The sequence below is a fragment of the Variovorax sp. Soil_C_39 genome, from assembly GCF_057656815.1.
This window is the reverse complement of record NZ_JBDGJQ010000002.1, coordinates 294,527-311,762: the sequence shown is the minus strand read 5'-3', so window position 1 is coordinate 311,762 and position 17,236 is coordinate 294,527. Positions and strand designations below refer to the sequence as shown.

Genomic DNA, 17,236 nt, shown 5'->3' with positions numbered 1-17,236 from the left:
GCTGCTAGGAGGCAGTCAACCCAAGGATTCGTCGAGCGCCTTGCATGACGGCGCGCAGACGGTCTGCGACTTGCCGAGCACCTGGCGCGTGCGCAACTGCGAGCGCACGCGATGCTTGCCGCACATGAAGCAGGACATCGTGGCGCCGCTGAACGACGCCGACGCGCGAAACGGCGATCCAGGTGTCTTGGACTTGTAACGCAGGCCGTCTTCGACGACGGCGGTCTTGACCTCAGCTTTGGCCATTGGCTTCGTCTTTCCTGGGTTCGATGGCGAGACGCTTGGCGCGCTCGATGGCCTTGCTGGCGATGACTTCGGCGGCGAGCGCCGCGTCGAGGCCCGAGCGGCAGAGGCCGGCATGCTGGTAGTTGAGGTTCTCGTACACCTCGGCGGCGGCCGGATAAGCGTCGAGCAGGCGGCCGAGTTCGGCGCCGGGCTCGATGTCGCTGAATTCCTGCACCAGGTGCTCGACGACCGAGCGGTACTGCTCGGCGCCAACGGGAACGGCGCTGTGCTCGAGTCGCTCCAGCAGTTGAGCCAGCACGTGGGTCACTGCCAGATCGGTCTTGGGAGACGGATTTTGGGTCGTGTTCATGGTTTGCATCTGGGGGCAGCATACGCCTATGCAAGTGCCTGCCCCGCCGGTGGGGCTGCTGGCTACAGCAGCATTTCGGGCACCAGGGGCGCGATGAGCATGTTGTAGAACCGCTGCAAAAAGCCCGATTCCGGCTCAGCGGTCAGGACGATTTCCTTCTCGCCGTCGGTCGTGAGCCATTGCAGCGTACCGGTGTCCTTGGCAAGACGCAGACGGTAGGCGCTCTGCAGCTTGCTGATGTTGATGACCCGGAGCATCTCGCCTGCAAGCTGCGGGCTGTCGACCACCACCCCCATCTCGGTGTTCTGGCTCGCCGAGCGCGGATCGAGGTTCATCGAGCCGACGAAGATGCGCGTCCCGTCGATCGCGGCGGTCTTCGAATGCAGCCGCCCGAGCGACTTGCCGAACATGCCGGAGCGATCGCCCGCCAGCCTGCGCTGCGGGCTCAGCTCGTACAGGTCGGCGCCGCTTCGGAGCAGCCGCTCACGGTAGCGCACGTAACCCGTGTGAACCAGGGGCTCGTCGTTGGCGGCCAGCGAATTGGTGAGGAGCGTGAGCTTGACCTTGCGCCGCGCAAGGTCCTCGAAGGCCGCCATGCCGCCTTCGCCGGGCACCAGGTAAGGCGAGGTAAGGTCGACCTGGACCTTGGCATTCATCAGCAGCGTCCACACCTGCATCGTCACGCTGGTGGCAATGGCTTCCTTGGCCGTCATGGTCGTCGGCTTGGTCGGCGGATCGGCGATCGCGCGTGCCTCGCCCCACAACAGCCCCATGCGCCCGACGTCCAGCTCTGTGGAGATCGGTCCATAGCCCAGCACGTCGGCCGACGGCAACACGATCCGAGGCGGCGGCGCCGCCATGCCGATCGCGGCGTCGAAGTCGGCGCCGGTCGGCGTGCGGCCGCCCTCCCCGCGCACGATCTCCGCCACGGGCCAGACCTGCTGGCTGTTCCAGTAGGCGTCGAAGATCGATTCGAGTTGCGCAACCACCTTGCCGACCGCGAGCGCGTCCATGTCGATGAAGTTCTGTGCCTCGCTGAGCATGAAATAGGCGTCGGCGATGTTGCGCCCGCCCACCACCGCCATTGCACCGTCGGCGATGAACAGCTTGTTGTGCATGCGATGGTTGAGCCGCACGATCTCGTGCGGCGACGCCGCGAAGCGCGACAGCAGCCCGCCGCGGCCGCAGCAGAACGGATTGAAAAGCCGCACCTCCACGTTGGGCGCGTCCGACAGCGCCAGCAGTAATTGCTGGCTCTTGGCGGTGTAGAGATCGTCGACCAGCAGGCGCACCTTGACCCCGCGCGCGCCGGCCTCGCGCAGGGCGCGCATCAGCAGGCGTCCCGTGGCGTCGTTCTCCAGCTGGTAGTACTGCACCACCAGCGAGCGCTGGGCGCGCTGCGCCAGCTGCACACGCGCATCGAGCGAATACACGCCGAGCGGCATCAGCCGGAAGCCCGAGTGCCCGCCCGGCGGCGTCGAGGCCGCGGCGATCCTTGCCAGCACGGTGCCCGGGTCGGGCGCAGTCGCATGTTCCGCCGGCCGCTCGCGAACCGGCGGAAGCGAGCCGCAGGCGGCCAGCAGCGCGGGCAGCAGCCCCGCGAGCGCCGCGCGCCAAAGTCGATTCCAGCCTGTCGTCATGAAGATCCCGCTCGTTCTGTTTTGTATGTGCGTCGTTGTACAGGTACGCACGCGAGGCCGCGCCGGTTTCATGCTGTCGCGCGAGATGACGCCCGCGCCCGGCGGCGCCGCGCCGCTTCGCGCAAAATCCCGCCCCATGCAACTCAACTTCATCGCCAACGCCAACGTTCCGTCCGCTTCGGGCCGCACCCTGCCGGTGCTCGATCCTTCCGACGGCCAGCCTTTTGACGAAATCCAGCGCAGCAACGCAGACGACATCGACACCGCGGTCCGCGCTGCCCGCGCCTGTTTCGAGGGGGTCTGGCACAAGGTAAGCGCCGCCGACCGCGGCCGGCTGCTCCACAAGCTCTCGCAGAAGATCGCCGAGCATGTCGACGAGCTTGCCTATATCGAGCAGCGCGACTGCGGCAAGCCCGTGAAGCAGGCGCGCGCCGACGCGGTGGCGCTGGTGCGCTATTTCGAGTTCTATGCGGGCGCCTGCGACAAACTGCACGGCGAAACCATTCCCTACCAAGAGGGCTACAGCGTGTTCACCTGGCGCGAGCCGCACGGCGTGACCGGTCACGTAATTCCCTGGAACTACCCGATGCAGATCTTCGGGCGCAGCGTGGGCGGCGCGCTGGCGGCGGGCAACGTCTGCGTGGTCAAGCCCGCCGAAGACGCTTGCTTGTCGCTGATCCGCGTGGCCCAACTCGCGGCCGAGGTCGGGTTTCCGGCGGGCGCGATCAACATCGTCACCGGCTACGGCCACGAAGTGGGCGATGCGCTCGCGCGACACGCCGGCATCGACCACATCAGCTTCACCGGCAGCCCGAAGATCGGCACGCTGATCCAGCAGGTGGCGGCCGAGCGGCACTGCCCCGTCACGCTCGAACTCGGCGGCAAGAGCCCGCAGATCGTCTTTGCCGATGCCGACCTCGACGCGGCCATTCCGGTGCTCATCAATGCCATCGTGCAGAACGCAGGCCAGACCTGCTCGGCCGGTTCGCGCGTGCTGATCGAGCGCGGCATCTACGAGCCGCTGCTCGAGCGCCTCGGCCATGCCTTCGAGGCGCTGCGCGTCGGCCCCGCCGCCATGGACCTCGACGTCGGCCCGCTGATCCGCCAGACCCAGCAGCAGCGCGTGTGGGACTTCCTGAGCGACGCCCAGGTGGCCGGCATTCCGATGGTGGCGCAGGGCGTCGTGGTCGACGAGGCGCCTGAAACCGGCTTCTACCAGGCCCCCACCCTGCTGCGCGACGTGCCGGTGAACCACCGGCTGGCGCAGGAAGAGGTGTTCGGCCCGGTGCTCGCCGCGATGCAGTTCGCCGACGAGGACGAAGCGGTCGCACTGGCCAATGCCACCCAGTTCGGGCTGGTGGCGGGCGTGTGGACCGCCGACGGCGCGCGCCAGTTCCGCATGGCCAAGCGCGTGCGCAGCGGCCAGGTGTTCATCAACAACTACGGCGCAGGCGGCGGCGTCGAGCTGCCCTTCGGCGGCGTGAAGTCGTCGGGCTACGGCCGCGAAAAAGGCTTCGAGGCGCTCTACGGCTTCACTACGCTCAAGACGGTGGCCATCAAGCACGGCTGAAGCCAGCCGCTGCCGGACACTCAGCCCAGCGCCGTGTCCAGCAGCATCATCAGCACGAAGCCGAGCATCAGCCCGCTGGTCGCGAAGCTTTCGTGCCCCTTGCGGTGCGATTCGGGAATGATCTCGTGGCTGATGACGAACAGCATCGCACCGGCCGCGAAGCCCAGGCCCCAGGGCAGCAGCGCGGCCGAATGGCCGACGGCGGCGGCGCCGAGCACCGCACCCACGGGTTCGACCAGCCCCGAAGCCATGCCGATGGCCACCGCAAAGCCGCGCCGGTAGCCGGCCGTGAGCAGCGCCACGGCGACAACCAGCCCCTCGGGCACGTCCTGGATCGCGATGCCGGTGGCCAGCGCGTCCGCCTGCACGCCGTTGCCGGCCGCGTAACCCACGCCGATAGCCAGGCCCTCGGGCAGGTTGTGCAGCGCGATCGCGAACACGAACAGCCAGGTGCGCCGCAGCCGGTGCGCGCCCTGCCCTTCGAGGCCCTTGATGAAGTGCTCGTGCGGCAGCACGCGGTCGAGCAGCATCAGCGCCGCGCCGCCGAGCAGGATCGCCGCGCCGATCACGCCGCCCGCGGCCCACGCGCCGCCGCCGAAGACCTGCGCCGCCTTCGCCGCCTCCAGCCCCGGGATGATCAGCGAGAACGCGCAGGCCGCGAGCATCACGCCCGCGCCGAAGCCGAACAGCGTGTCCTGCAGGCGGTCGGGGAGCTTCTGCGAGAACAGCACCGGCAGCGTGCCGAGCGCGGTGGCCAGTGCGGCGACCAGGCCGCCCGCGAGCGCGCTCGATGCGATGGGATCGCCCGCGACGAACTGCCAGAAGCGCACGGTCAGCGCGAGCACACCCGCGGCAACGATCGCCAGGCCGATCCGTTGGCGCAACGAGAGATCGCCAAGCGGCAACATGGGGAAAAACACGGTTCGCAAGCCCTTCTGCCTTGAAAAGAGCCCTTTGCGTCGATGCGGATTGCTGCGTAGTCAGGCAGGAGAATGATAGTAATTCTCATCAAGCTCGTCCAGCCGCTGCGCCGATACACTGCCCCGCGGCAAAGAACATCCAGGAGACAACGACGATGAAGTTCCTCTTCGCATGCGGCCTGCGCACGGCCCTCGTGGGCCTGAGCCTCGCGGCCGGCCAGCTGACCTCGGCGCAGTCGCTGCCCACCGCGCGGCCCGAGCAGGTCGGCCTTTCCACTGAGCGCCTGCAGATGGCCACCGACCGGCTCAAGGCCGATGTGGCCGCCGGAAAGATCCCGGGCGCCGTGCTGCTGGTGGCGCGCCAGGGCAAGGTGGCGTGGTTCGAGCCGGTCGGCGCGCTCGATCCGGCGGCTGGCACGCCGATGCCGCGCGACGGCATCTTCCGCATCTATTCGATGAGCAAGCCCATCACCACGGTGGCGGCAATGATGCTGGTCGAAGACGGGCGCCTGAAGCTCGACGATCCGATCTCGATGTACCTGCCCGAGTTCGCCCGCATGACCGTCGGCGTGGAAAAGCCCGGTGCCGACGGCAAACCCGTGCTCGAGACCGTGCCCGCCCGCCGGCCGATCACGGTGCAGGACCTGATGCGCCACACCTCGGGCCTGACCTACGGCTTCTTCGGTCCGGGCCTCGTCAAGCGCGCCTACAACGAGGCCGGCCTCGGCGCGGGCGATCCCGACAATGCCGAGTTCTCCCAGCGGCTCGCGAAGCTGCCGCTGGCCTACCAGCCCGGCACAACCTGGGACTACAGCTATTCGACCGACATCCTCGGCCGGCTCGTCGAGGTGGTCTCGGGCCAGTCGCTCTACCAGTTCGAGAAGGCGCGCCTGTTCGACCCGCTCGGCATGAAGGACACGAGCTACTACGTGCCCGAAGCGGCACGCCAGCCCCGCATCGCCGAGCCGCTGCCGACCGACCGCAGCTTCGGCGTAGGAGCCGAACTCAACGACCCGCGCATGGTGCGCAGGTTCGAATCGGGCGGTGGCGGGCTGGTGTCGACCGCGAGCGACTACGCGCGCTTCCTGCAGATGCTGCTGAACGGCGGCACGCTGGATGGCAAGCGCTACCTCGGCCCCCGCACGCTGGCGCTGATGACCGCCGACCACTCGAACGCGGGCGCCGGCATCGTCCCCGGCCCGCTCTACCTGCCGGGCCCGGGCTACGGTTTCGGCCTGGGCTTCGCGGTGCGCCGCAGCGACGGCGAGGCGCCCTACCCGTCGGCGGCCGGCGAATACAACTGGGGCGGCGCGGGCGGCACCTACATGTGGGTCGACCCGAAGAACGAACTCTTCGTGGTGCTGATGCTGCAGTCACCAAAACACCGCCAGCACTACCGCAGCCTGCTGCGCAACATGGTTTACGCCGCGGTACTCAAGTAGCCCTTGCCGGCCCTGCCCCTGCCCCGATCGGGTAAATTGGCTCCAGCCCCATGAACACCCGAAGCACCACCGTCATTCCGCTTTCCGAAGTCGGCCGCGCGCGACCCGCCGTCTCGGTGCCGGAGATCGCCGTGCCCGCCACGGGCAGCCTGCTCGACCAGCTGGGCCGGCCGCTGACCGACCTGCGCATCAGCGTGACCGACCGGTGCAACTTCCGCTGCAGCTACTGCATGCCGAAGGACGTGTTCGACAAGGACTACCAGTACCTGCCGCACAGCGCACTGCTGAGCTTCGAGGAAATGACCCGGCTCGCGCGCCTGTTCGCAGCGCATGGCGTGCGCAAGATCCGCCTCACCGGCGGCGAGCCGCTGCTGCGCAAGAACATCGAGGTGCTGATCGGGCAACTCGCCGAACTCCGCACGCCCGACGGCGAACCGCTCGAACTCACGCTCACCACCAATGGCTCGCTGCTGCGGCGCAAGGCCCGGGCGCTGGCGGATGCCGGCCTGAAGCGCGTGACCGTGAGCCTCGACAGCCTCGACGACGCGGTGTTCCGCCGCATGAACGACGTCGACTTCCCGGTTGCCGACGTGCTGGCCGGCATCGAGGCTGCCCAGGAGGCCGGGCTCGGGCCGCTGAAGGTGAACATGGTCGTCAAGCGCGGCACCAACGAGCAAGAGATCTTGCCGATGGCGCGCTACTTCCGCGACCATCACGGCGGCAAGGTGGTGCTGCGCTTCATCGAATACATGGACGTGGGCGCCACCAACGGCTGGCGCATGGACGAGGTGCTGCCCTCGGCCGACGTCATCGCCCGGATCGCGGCCGAGTTCCCGCTCGTGCCGCTCGACCCCAGCGTCGCCGGCGAAACGGCGCAGCGCTGGGCATATGCCGACGGCGGCGGCGAGGTCGGCGTGATCAGCAGCGTGACGCAGGCCTTCTGCCGCGACTGCAGCCGCGCGCGCCTGTCCACCGAAGGCAAGCTCTACCTGTGCCTCTTCGCGAGCGCGGGCCACGACCTGCGCCCCTTGCTGCGCGGCACGGCCAGCGACGAGGAGATCGGCTCGGCCATCGGCCACATCTGGCAGGGCCGCGCCGACCGTTATTCCGAACTGCGCGCGCTACGCGGCCCCGACAGCGGCGAACACGACGCCGGCGACCGGGCGCCGCGGCGCGTCGAAATGAGCTACATCGGCGGATGAACCCCACACCTGACAACACCAACATTCCCCCCGGCGAAATCACCGGACTGCTGCTCGCCGGCGGCCGCGGCTCGCGCATGGGCGGCATCGACAAGGGCCTGCAGAACTTCAACGGCTCGCCGCTCGCGATGCATGCGGTGCTGCGGCTGGGCATGCAGGTCGGCGAGGTCATGATCAACGCCAACCGCAACCTCGCGGCCTACGAATCCTTCGGCGTGCCGGTCTGGCCCGACAGCCTGGCCGACTACGCGGGTCCGCTCGCGGGCTTCCTGACCGGGCTCGAGCGCTGCGAGACGCCCTACCTGCTCACCGTGCCGTGCGACACGCCGCTCTTTCCGCTCGACCTGGCCAGCCGCTTGTCCGAGGCCATGGCGGCCGACGACGCCGAGATCGCGATGGTCAGCGCGCCCGAAGCTGCGCCCGAGCCCGGCGCAGCGCCAGTGCTGCGGCCACAGCCGGTGTTCTGCCTGCTGCGCACCACGCTGCTCGAGAGCCTCGTGAAGTTCACGCACGCGGGCGGGCGCAAGATCGACGCCTGGACCGCGCAGCATCGCACCGTGCTCGTGCCCTTCGACCGGCCGGGCGATGCGCCCGACGCTTTCTTCAACGCCAACACGCTGGCCGAATTGCACGCCCTCGAGAACCGATGAGCCGCATCGCCGACATTGCCTCCGCCCTCGCGGGCTACGACCCCCAGGCCCTGAGCGTCGAAGGCGTCCAGTCCTTCCTCACGCAACTGGTCGCGCCCGCCGTCGTCAAGGAAACCGAACCGGTGCCGCTGCGCGAGGCGCTCGGCCGGGTGCTGGCCGAAGACATCGTCTCGCCGGTCAGCGTGCCGCCGCACGACAACTCCGCAATGGACGGCTTTGCATTCGACGGCGCCGCGCTGCCGACCGACGCGCCGATCGACGCCTCGGTCGAATTTCGCGTGGTGGGCACTGCACTCGCGGGTGCAGCCTGGCGTGGCACGGTCGCAGCCGGCGAGGCCGTCCGCATCATGACCGGCGCGGTCATGCCCGCAGGGCTCGACACCGTGGTGCCGCAGGAGTTCTGCAAGATCGACGGCGAGCGCGTGAGCTTTCCGGCCCGGGTGCTGCGCCGCGGTGACAACCGCCGCTTCGCGGGCGAGGACCTGATGCAGGGCCAGCCCGCGCTGCGCCGCGGCGAACGGCTGTCACCCGCCGCGCTCGGCATGGTCGCAAGCCTCGGCATCGCATCGGTGCCCGCGCTGCGGCGGCTGCGGGTGGCGTACTTCTCCACCGGCGACGAGATCCTGAGCCTTGGCGAGCCGCCGCGCGAAGGCGCGGTCTACGACAGCAACCGCTACACGGTGTTCGGCCTGCTCACGCGGCTCGGTTGCGAAGTGATCGATCTCGGCCTCGTCGGCGACGACCCGGCCGCACTGGCCGACACGCTGCAGCGGGCCGCCGACCAGGCCGACGCCATCATCACCAGCGGCGGCGTCAGCGTCGGCGCGGCCGACCACACGCGCGCCGTGATGCAGCAGCTCGGCGACATGGCGTTCTGGCGCATCGCCATGCGGCCCGGCAGGCCGATGGCGGTCGGCCTCATCCCACGCCAGCAGTCTGTGGCAGGACGCGGCGCCGCCGCGCTCTTCGGCCTGCCGGGCAACCCGGTGGCGGTGATGGTCACCTTCCTTGCTTTCGTGCGGCCGGCCCTGCTGCGCATGATGGGCTGCCACGACACCGCCGCCGCGCCGCCACCCATGTTGCGCGCGCGCGCCGCGAGCGCCATCCGCAAGAAGCCCGGCCGCACCGAATACCAGCGCGGCTTCGTTCAGGCCGTCGCCGGCGCGCTGCCCGAGGTCCGCATTGCCGGCAACCAGGGCTCGGGCGTGCTGAGTTCGATGGTCGAGGCCAACGGACTCGTGGTGCTGCACCACGCCCAGGGCGACGTGGCCGCGGGGGACGAAGTCGACGTGATGATGTTCGAAGGGGTGATTTAGTCCACCCCGAAGCCGAGACAGCCTCAGGCTCTTCGGCCCAGCGCCTTGTCGACGCCCCTGTTCGCGAGCATGTCCGCGCGCTCGTTGCCGGGGTCGCCCGAATGCCCCTTGACCCAGCGCCACTCGATCACGTGGCCGCCCTCGGCCACGAGCTTGTCGAGCTTCTGCCAGAGTTCGACGTTCTTCACCGGCTGCTTGGTCGAGGTGAGCCAGCCCTTGGCCTTCCAGCCGCGGATCCATTCGGTGATGCCCATGCGCACGTACTGGCTGTCGAGGTAGAGGATGACCTTGCAGGGCCGCTTGAGCGCGGCCAGGCCCTCGATCACCGCGGTGAGTTCCATGCGGTTGTTGGTGGTGTTGAGTTCGCCGCCGAACAGCTCCTTCTCGGTGGGGCCCGACTTGAGCCACGCGCCCCAGCCGCCGGGGCCGGGGTTGCCTTTGCATGCACCATCGGTGTAGATCACAACTTCGTTCAAGACTCTTCTTTCCTTCTCTCTGTTCTTCGGTATTCGACCGGCTGACCGGTGGTGCTGTGCATCTTGCCTGCGATGGGAACCGGTGCGGTGGCGCGCGCCGCGGCGCGGCGCCAGTCGGCGCTCAGCAGGCGCATGCCGCGCACCCTCTTGACGGCCACCAGAAAGTACGCCGCGCCGAAGATGGGCCACCAGCGCTCGCCCGCGGTGTCCATCCAGTGGCAGCGCTCGAGCCATGCTTCGCTGCGCACCGCGGGCCGGTAGATGCCGAAACGGCCCGACTCCACTTCGAAGCTCAGCAGCCGCAACCAGTCGCGCATGCGCCAGTAGCCGATGGACTCGCCGCCCTCGGGCAGAAACAATTCGCCGAAACCGAGCTTGCGGTAGAGGTGCGCGCGGCGTTGGCGCATGCCCCAGAGGCTGGTCGGGTTCAGGCCGCAGATCACCACACGGCCTTCGGGCACCAGCACGCGCTCGACTTCGCGCAGCGTCGCATGCGGGTCCTGGCTCAGCTCGAGTGCATGCGGCAGCACCACGAGGTCGAGGCTGTTGGCCGCGAACGGCAGCGCGGCGAAGTCGGTGATGAGCGCTGCCTTGTGCTCTGCGTGCGGCTCGGCCAGCGCGAGCCAGCGGTGCGGCATGCGATTGGTGCTCAGGGCATCGACCTCGGCAGCGCCGAGCTGCAGCGCGTGATAGCCGAAGATGTCCGCCACGGCTTCGTCGAACTGAGCCTGTTCCCACGCCAGAAGATAGCGGCCAGGGGGGGTCGCGAACCAATCCTGCAAACCTATAATTTGACCGCTCATGACCCTTGTTCCGCTGCCCGCCTTCGCCGACAACTACATCTGGATGCTGCAGGACGGGCCCCACGCAATCGTGGTGGACCCGGGCGACGCTCAACCGGTGTTCGACGCGTTGGCGCGCGACAAGCTGCAGCTCGCCGCGATTCTAGTCACGCACCATCACGCCGATCACACCGGCGGCGTGGCCGCGCTGCACGCTGCGACCGGCGCACCGGTGTTCGGTCCCGCGCGCGAGCGCATTCCCGAACCCTTCCAGCCGCTGCACGATGGCGACAGCGCCGAAGTGCTCGGGCTGCGTTTCGCGGTCATCGACGTGCCGGGCCACACGGCCGGGCACATTGCCTACTTTCTTCCGGCCGGCGAAGGCCGCACGCCGCTGCTCTTTTGCGGCGACACGCTGTTCTCCGGCGGTTGCGGACGCCTGTTCGAGGGCACGCCTGCACAGATGCTCGCATCGCTCGACAGCCTCGCGGCGCTGCCGGGCGACACCCGCGTCTGCTGCGCCCACGAATACACACTTTCTAACCTGCGTTTCGCGCAGGCGGTGGAACCCGCCAACACCGATCTGACTCAGTACATCGCGCATTGCGAAAGCCTGCGCGCGCAAGGGCAGCCCACGCTGCCCGCGCAACTCGACACCGAACGCCGGATCAACCCATTTCTTCGCAGCCGCGAAGCCACTGTGCTCCAAGCGGTGCGCGAACATGCCGAGCTTTCCGCCAATGCGGCCGAAGCCGAGGTGTTCGCAGCGCTGCGCCAATGGAAAAACGATTTCCGATGAAATTTATCGCTGCCGTCTGCCTAGCAGGCTCCCTGTTGCTCGCGGGGTGCGCGGGCACCACCGGCTCTTCTTCCTCCACGGCCGCCAACCAGAATGCCACTGCCGGAGGTGCCGGCGCCGCAGCGTCGCGCAGCGCGGCACCGGTCTTCCCCGGCGGCCCGCTCACGCCGATCACCAGCAGCGAAGCCCATTCGCAGAGCGTCGTCACGCTGGCGCCGCCTGCGGACATGTGGGATCGCATTCGCCGCGGCTTCAAGATGCCGAACCTCGAGAGCGACATCGTGCGCGACCGCGAACAGTGGTATGCCACCCGGCCCGACTACATCCAGCGCATGGCCGAGCGCTCGAACAAGTACATCTTCCACATCGTCGAAGAGCTCGAGCGGCGCAACATGCCGACCGAGCTCGCACTGCTGCCCTACATCGAAAGCGCCTTCAACCCGCAAGCCGTCTCGAGCGCACGTGCGGCGGGCATGTGGCAGTTCATGCCGGCCACCGGCAACGACTACGACCTGAAGCAGAACCTCTTCCGCGACGACCGGCGCGACGTGGTTGCCTCGACCCGCGCGGCACTCGACTATCTGCAGAAGCTCTACGGCATGTTCGGCGACTGGCAGCTGGCGCTCGCTGCCTACAACTGGGGCGAAGGCAGCGTGAGCCGCGCCATCGCGAAGAACCAGCGCCTCGGCCTGCCGACCACCTACAGCGATCTCTCGATGCCGAACGAGACGCGCTACTACGTGCCCAAGTTGCAGGCGGTGAAGAACATCGTCGCGAATCCGCAGGCCTTCGCCACCGAACTGCCGCTGATTCCCAACCACCCGTATTTCCAGACCGTCACGCTGACGCGCGACCTCGACGTGGAACTCGCGGCCAAGCTGGCCGACGTGCGCATCGAAGACTTCCGTGCGCTCAATCCTGCCGCCCACAAGCCGGTGCTGATCGCCGCGCTCACGCCGCAGATCCTGCTGCCCTGGGACAACGCAGCGGTGTTCCAGCGCAACTTCGACGCCTACACGCAGGGCCAGTATGCGAGCTGGACCGCCTGGGTCGTGCCCGGCACGATGACGGTGGCCGACGCGGCGCAGCGTGCGGGCATGAGCGAGGCCGACCTGCGCGCGCTCAACAACATTCCGCCGCGCATGCTGATTCGGGCCGGCTCGACGCTCATCGTGCCGCGCGGCGCCCGCGTCAAGGAAGACGTGACCGCCGTGGTGGCCCAGACCGGCCAACTGAGCTTCCAGCCCGAGATCATCACCCGCCGCACCACCGTCAAGGCCGGCCGCAGGGACAGTGTCGCGAGCATCGCGCGCCGCTACAGGCTGCAGTCCGCCAGCGTGGCCGACTGGAACGACGTCAAGGTCAACCATGCGTTCAAGCGCGGCGAAAGCGTGGTGGTGTACCTGCCCGTGCGTGCCGCACGCGGCGCCCATGTCGGCTCGGGCGCCAAGCGCGCGGTGGGCGGCCGGGTCGCTAAACGCGGCAACAGCGCGGTAAAGCCCGTGGCAGCACGCGGCAACATGATCAAGTCACGGCCGGCGAGCAAGCGACCGGTCGCACCGCGCAGTGGCGCGTCGGCGAAGAAGAAGCGCTAGGAGCTCGCAGCCCGCGCGTCACGCAGGAGCTCGACGCCCAGTTCGTGCACGCCGTCCCACACGATCTCCACGCCCAGGCACAGCAGGATGAAGGCCGACAGGCGCAGGAAGATCACAGCGCCCGCCTCGCCCAAAGGCCGCAGCAGGCGCTGCGCATAGCGGAAGGCCAGGTACATCAGCACCGCGACCGCCACCAGCGCCAGCACCGCACCACCTGTGCGCGCGAGCGTGAACGACAGCCGCGGCCCGGCCAGCGACACGCCGATCGTGATCGCGGCCGCGATCGAGCCTGGGCCGCAGCTGATCGGGAACGTCAGCGGATAGAAGGCCTGCCGGCTCGCCATCTCGGGCGTGTAGGCCTCGGCCAGCGCGCTCTGGCTGGTACTGGCGGGCTGTGAGGCGGAGAGCATGCGCCAGGCATTGGCCGCCACGATCAGGCCGCCGCCCACGCGCACGATGGGCAGCGAGATGCCGAAGAACTCCAGCACGTAGACCCCGACCAGCATTGCGCCCAGCACCAGCCAGAACGCGTTGCGTGCGATGCGCCGGGCCAGCAGCGCGCGCGTCGGTGCCGAAGCCCCTTCGGTGAGGCCGAGGAAGATGGGCGCCGTCGCCGCGGGATTCAGGATCGGCAGCAGCGTTGCAAAAGCGAACAGGAATCCCTTGCCAAATGCGCCAAACAATTCGAGTGTCACGGTACGGCTCCTTTGGTCAGCGCAGACCGGGCTGATGCTCGACGATATCGCGCATGCGCTGGCGCAGCGCGCGTTCTCGCAGGCGCTCGGCCTCGTAATCTTCGCTCAGGCCGCGCCACAACGAAATCGCCATCAGCACGATCACGCCGGTGAACGGCAGCGCAAACACGATGGTCGCCGTCTGCACCGACTTCAACCCGCCGGCCAGCAGCAGGCTGGCGGCAATGCCGGCGACCAGCAGGCCCCAGGTGATCTTCACGCGGGCGCTCGGGTTCGGGTCGCCGCCGCTGGTCATCATGCCCAGCACCAGCACCGCCGAATCGCCCGAGGTGACGAAGAACACCACCACCAGCACCGTCGCCAGGCCCGACATCAGCGTGCCCAGCGGCAGCTGATCGAACATCGCGAACAGCGCGGTCGAGACGTCGGCCTTGACGGCGTCGGCGATCGGCAGGTGCTGGATGATTTCCATGTTGAGTGCTGCGCCGCCGAACACCGAGAACCACAGGAAGGCCGCTGCGGCAGGCGCGGCCACGGTACCGAGGATGAACTGGCGCACCGTGCGCCCACGCGACACGCGGGCGATGAACAGGCCCACGAACGGCGCCCATGAGACCCACCACGCCCAGTAGAAGATGGTCCAGCCACCGACCCAGCCGCTGTCGCGGAACGGTGTCATGCGCAGGCTCATGCGAACGAATTCGCTCGCATAGGTGCCCAGCGTGGTCGTGAGCGTGTCGATGATGGCCACCGTCGGCCCGAGTATGAACACGGCCATGGCCAGCAACGCAGCCAGGACGAGATTGAAGGTCGACAGCCACTTGATGCCGCGGCCCACGCCACTGACGGCCGAAACCAGGAACAGCACCGTGGTGACGGCGATGATTCCGAGCTGCGAGCCCTGCCCCACCGGCAACCCCAACACCGCGTTGAGGCCGCTGTTGATCTGCAGCGCGCCCATGCCGAGAGAGGCCGCCACGCCGAATGCCGTCGCGATCACGGCCAGCACGTTGACGACCGGCCCCAGGTGCTTCATCGGCGCCCAGGGCAGCGCCTCGACGGCCGTGCTGACCAGCGCCGAGCCGCCGCGGCGGAACTGGAAGAACGCGATCGCCAGCGCGACCACGCTGTACACCGCCCAAGGGTGCACGCCCCAATGGAAGAAGCTGTAGCGCATGGCCGCATGCGCGGCCTCGGGCGTGTGCGCCGCGATGCCCGGCGGCGGTGCGCCGTAGTGCGAGACAGGCTCGGCCACGCCCCAGAACACCAGGCCGATGCCCATGCCCGCGGCGAACAGCATCGCGAACCAGGCGCCGACGGAGAACTCGGGCTCTTCGTCTTCGGCACCGAGCTTCAAATCGCCGAAGCGGCTGAATGCCAATACCAGTGCGAGCACGACCAGGCCCAGCACCACCCACAGGTAGAACCAGCCGAAGTTGTGCGTGATGAGGGCCAGTGCGCCGTCGAACACGGCGCCCAGGTGGGCGGGCGCGACGATGCCCCACAGGACGATGGCCAGGATCAATCCGGCCGAGACGATGAGTTGCATGTTTTTTTCCCTTGGTGACCGGCCTCGCCGTCCAGGGACATCCTGGAGCGGCGGCGGGAAGCACGGGCTTCCGGCGCGATATGGCGGTCGAATGGAACGGCAGCGAGGAGGCCCGATGTGGCAGCACGCCTGTCGTGTGCGCGTCCGGGGACGCGGCGACGGGGCCGTCAGCAAGGGCGTCGGACTCGTGGACGGCAATGGCTGCACGCGGTGGCGCAGCCTCGACGTCCGTTGCCGAACCCATGAAGTCTAAAGGGCTACATGAATTCAGCAGCGTGAAGAAGTAGACAGATCCGGTAGTTGACTTGCATTGGCAGCGGTCAATCCGGCCTCTGTTCCCCGCTTACAGCTTCTCTGTCTCGCCGCTGCGCGGCTGCCATTTCATGAGGCGCCTCTCGATCCAGCCGACCAGCCCATCGAGCAGCAGCGCAAAGGCCGTGAGCACCACGATGCCCGCGAACACCGTGTTCACGTCGAAGGTGCCTTCGGCCTGCAGGATCAGGTACCCCACCCCGCGCGCCGAGCCCAGGTACTCGCCGACCACCGCCCCTACGAACGCCAGCCCCACCGAGGTGTGCAGGCTCGAGAACACCCAGCTGGTAGCGCTCGGCAGGTACACGGTGCGCAGCAGTTGCCGCTGGTTGGCGCCGAGCATCTTCGCGTTGGCCAGCACCACCGGGCTCACCTCGCGCACGCCCTGGTAGACGTTGAAGAAGACGATGAAGAACACCAGCGTCACCGCCAACGCCACCTTGCTCCAGATGCCAAGGCCGAACCACAGCGCGAAGATCGGCGCCAGGATCACGCGCGGCATCGAGTTGGCCGCCTTGATGTACGGATCGAGGATGAGGCTCGCAGTGGGCGCCAGCGCGAGCCAGAGTCCGCAGGCCAGCCCGAGCAGCGTGCCGATGCCGAAGGCCAGCACGGTTTCGAGCAGCGTGGTGCCCAGGTGGCGGTAGATGTCGGCGTTGCCCTTCAGGCCGTCGGGGAACAGCGGGTTCGGCGGCACAGCGAACGGCAGGAACCAGCTCCAGATGCGCCCCGCCACCTGCACCGGCTCGCCGAGGAAGAAGGCGATCTGCTGGTTGCGCGACGCGAGATGCCATGTCGCGAGAAGCACCACCAGCAGCATCAACTGCCAGAAGCGCGCATTGCGTTCGTTCAGGCCGAAGCGAGACATCATGCGGCCTTTTTCAGTTGCTGCGCATAGCCCTTCAGCACCTCGTCGCGCAGCACCTCCCAGATCCGCGTGTGCAGCTCGACGAAGCGCGGGTGCGTGCGCACCTCGGCCACGTTGCGTGGCCGCGCAAGGTCGATCTCGAACTCGCCGATCGGGTGCGTGGCCGGGCCGGCCGAGAGCACCACGACGCGGTCGCTCATCGCGATCGCCTCGTCGAGATCGTGCGTGATGAACAGCACCGCCCTCTTGCGGAGATTCCAGAGATCGAGCACTTCGTTCTCCATCAGCTGACGCGTCTGGATGTCGAGCGCGCTGAAGGGTTCGTCCATGAGCAGGATGTCCGGGTCGAGCACCAGCGTCTGCGCGAGCGCCACGCGCTTGCGCATGCCGCCCGAGAGCTGGTGCGGATAGCGATCGCCGAAGCCCGAGAGCCCCACGCGTGAAAGCCATGCCTCGGCCTGTTCACGTGCATCGGCATCGGGCACGCCGCGATACTGCAGCCCCACCATCACGTTGTCGATGGCATTGCGCCACGGCATCAGCGCCTCGGTCTGGAACATATAGCCCGCGCGCGCATTGATGCCGGCAAGCGTCTGGCCGAACACCTTCACGGTGCCCGAAGACGGCACGAGCAGCCCCGCGGCCACGTTGAGCAGCGTCGACTTGCCGCATCCCGTCGGTCCCACCACCGAGACGAACTCGCCAGCGCGCACGCGCAGCGTGGTGTCGGCCACCGCGGTGTAGCGCTGGCCGGGATCGTCGCGCGAATGGAAGATGCAGTGAATCGAAAGAAGCTCGAGTGCGTGGTCGGACATGTCGGGCAAA

At 68.2% G+C, this 17,236-nt stretch carries 17 protein-coding genes; 7 read left to right on the top strand and 10 right to left on the bottom strand.

The annotated features are described in order from the left end of the window. Positions 1 to 15: 15 nt before the first annotated feature. From AC3A6J_RS05505 to AC3A6J_RS05495, 3 genes are read right to left on the bottom strand one after another with little or no spacing between them, the layout of a single operon-like run. Positions 16 to 246 (bottom strand): hypothetical protein, encoded by a 231-nt coding sequence (locus AC3A6J_RS05505; protein WP_487858902.1) that lies wholly within the window; start codon positions 244 to 246, stop codon positions 16 to 18. Further along, positions 233 to 604, bottom strand: coding sequence for a hypothetical protein (locus AC3A6J_RS05500; RefSeq protein WP_487858901.1), 372 nt, complete (start codon positions 602 to 604; stop codon positions 233 to 235). Before AC3A6J_RS05500 ends, AC3A6J_RS05505 begins: the two co-directional genes overlap by 14 nt. A 53-nt stretch (positions 605 to 657) precedes the next feature. Next, positions 658 to 2,235, bottom strand: a complete 1,578-nt coding sequence (locus AC3A6J_RS05495; protein WP_487858900.1) for a phospholipase D-like domain-containing protein — start codon at positions 2,233 to 2,235, stop codon at positions 658 to 660. A 136-nt stretch (positions 2,236 to 2,371) separates the two neighbouring features. Here AC3A6J_RS05495 and AC3A6J_RS05490 point away from each other — a divergent pair, with 136 nt between their 5' ends. Beyond that, a complete protein-coding gene (locus tag AC3A6J_RS05490; RefSeq protein ID WP_487858899.1) occupies positions 2,372 to 3,805 on the top strand; it encodes an aldehyde dehydrogenase family protein in 1,434 nt (477 codons plus the stop codon). A 20-nt stretch (positions 3,806 to 3,825) separates the two neighbouring features. On the opposite strand, the gene AC3A6J_RS05485 is transcribed toward AC3A6J_RS05490, so the two are convergent. Continuing rightward, positions 3,826 to 4,713 (bottom strand): ZIP family metal transporter, encoded by an 888-nt coding sequence (locus AC3A6J_RS05485; protein ID WP_487858898.1) that lies wholly within the window; start codon positions 4,711 to 4,713, stop codon positions 3,826 to 3,828. A 167-nt stretch (positions 4,714 to 4,880) separates the two neighbouring features. On the opposite strand from AC3A6J_RS05485, the gene AC3A6J_RS05480 reads away from it, so the two are divergent. Genes AC3A6J_RS05480 through moeA form a run of 4 tightly spaced genes read left to right on the top strand, consistent with a single transcriptional unit; the run spans position 4,881 to position 9,335 of the window. Continuing rightward, on the top strand, positions 4,881 to 6,167 hold the full coding sequence (locus AC3A6J_RS05480) for a serine hydrolase domain-containing protein (protein ID WP_487858897.1): 1,287 nt from the start codon (positions 4,881 to 4,883) through the stop codon (positions 6,165 to 6,167). A gap of 50 nt (positions 6,168 to 6,217) precedes the next feature. After that, positions 6,218 to 7,369 (top strand): GTP 3',8-cyclase MoaA, encoded by a 1,152-nt coding sequence (gene moaA / locus AC3A6J_RS05475; protein ID WP_487858896.1) that lies wholly within the window; start codon positions 6,218 to 6,220, stop codon positions 7,367 to 7,369. Continuing rightward, a complete protein-coding gene (gene mobA, locus AC3A6J_RS05470) occupies positions 7,366 to 8,019 on the top strand; it encodes a molybdenum cofactor guanylyltransferase MobA (protein WP_487858895.1) in 654 nt (217 codons plus the stop codon). Before moaA ends, mobA begins: the two co-directional genes overlap by 4 nt. Beyond that, entirely contained in the window at positions 8,016 to 9,335 is a 1,320-nt protein-coding gene (gene moeA, locus AC3A6J_RS05465; RefSeq protein ID WP_487858894.1) for a molybdopterin molybdotransferase MoeA, read from the top strand. The genes mobA and moeA overlap by 4 nt, the downstream gene beginning before the upstream one ends. Positions 9,336 to 9,358: 23 nt before the next feature. Here moeA and rnhA read toward each other — a convergent pair whose 3' ends face one another. Together rnhA and AC3A6J_RS05455 are read right to left on the bottom strand one after the other, a co-directional pair. Further along, positions 9,359 to 9,811, bottom strand: coding sequence for a ribonuclease HI (rnhA, locus tag AC3A6J_RS05460; protein WP_487858893.1), 453 nt, complete (start codon positions 9,809 to 9,811; stop codon positions 9,359 to 9,361). After that, entirely contained in the window at positions 9,808 to 10,614 is an 807-nt protein-coding gene (locus tag AC3A6J_RS05455; protein WP_487858892.1) for a class I SAM-dependent methyltransferase, read from the bottom strand. The genes rnhA and AC3A6J_RS05455 overlap by 4 nt, the downstream gene beginning before the upstream one ends. Here AC3A6J_RS05455 and gloB point away from each other — a divergent pair. Both gloB and AC3A6J_RS05445 read left to right on the top strand, forming a co-directional pair. Next, on the top strand, positions 10,613 to 11,392 hold the full coding sequence (gene gloB / locus AC3A6J_RS05450; protein ID WP_487858891.1) for a hydroxyacylglutathione hydrolase: 780 nt from the start codon (positions 10,613 to 10,615) through the stop codon (positions 11,390 to 11,392). The two genes, AC3A6J_RS05455 and gloB, sit on opposite strands and share 2 nt — an antisense overlap. Next, on the top strand, positions 11,389 to 12,987 hold the full coding sequence (locus AC3A6J_RS05445; RefSeq protein WP_487858890.1) for a transglycosylase SLT domain-containing protein: 1,599 nt from the start codon (positions 11,389 to 11,391) through the stop codon (positions 12,985 to 12,987). The genes gloB and AC3A6J_RS05445 overlap by 4 nt, the downstream gene beginning before the upstream one ends. On the opposite strand, the gene AC3A6J_RS05440 is transcribed toward AC3A6J_RS05445, so the two are convergent. From AC3A6J_RS05440 to AC3A6J_RS05425, 4 genes are all read right to left on the bottom strand, one after another. Continuing rightward, positions 12,984 to 13,682 (bottom strand): MarC family protein, encoded by a 699-nt coding sequence (locus tag AC3A6J_RS05440; RefSeq protein ID WP_487858889.1) that lies wholly within the window; start codon positions 13,680 to 13,682, stop codon positions 12,984 to 12,986. The two genes, AC3A6J_RS05445 and AC3A6J_RS05440, sit on opposite strands and share 4 nt — an antisense overlap. 16 nt (positions 13,683 to 13,698) lie before the next feature. After that, the gene (locus tag AC3A6J_RS05435; protein WP_487858888.1) at positions 13,699 to 15,231 is read right to left on the bottom strand and encodes a BCCT family transporter; all 1,533 of its coding nucleotides are present in this window, start codon (positions 15,229 to 15,231) and stop codon (positions 13,699 to 13,701) included. A 343-nt stretch (positions 15,232 to 15,574) separates the two neighbouring features. After that, positions 15,575 to 16,414 (bottom strand): ABC transporter permease, encoded by an 840-nt coding sequence (locus AC3A6J_RS05430; RefSeq protein ID WP_487858887.1) that lies wholly within the window; start codon positions 16,412 to 16,414, stop codon positions 15,575 to 15,577. Next, positions 16,411 to 17,226, bottom strand: a complete 816-nt coding sequence (locus AC3A6J_RS05425) for an ABC transporter ATP-binding protein (RefSeq protein ID WP_487858886.1) — start codon at positions 17,224 to 17,226, stop codon at positions 16,411 to 16,413. Before AC3A6J_RS05425 ends, AC3A6J_RS05430 begins: the two co-directional genes overlap by 4 nt. Between the last annotated feature and the right edge of the window lie 10 nt (positions 17,227 to 17,236).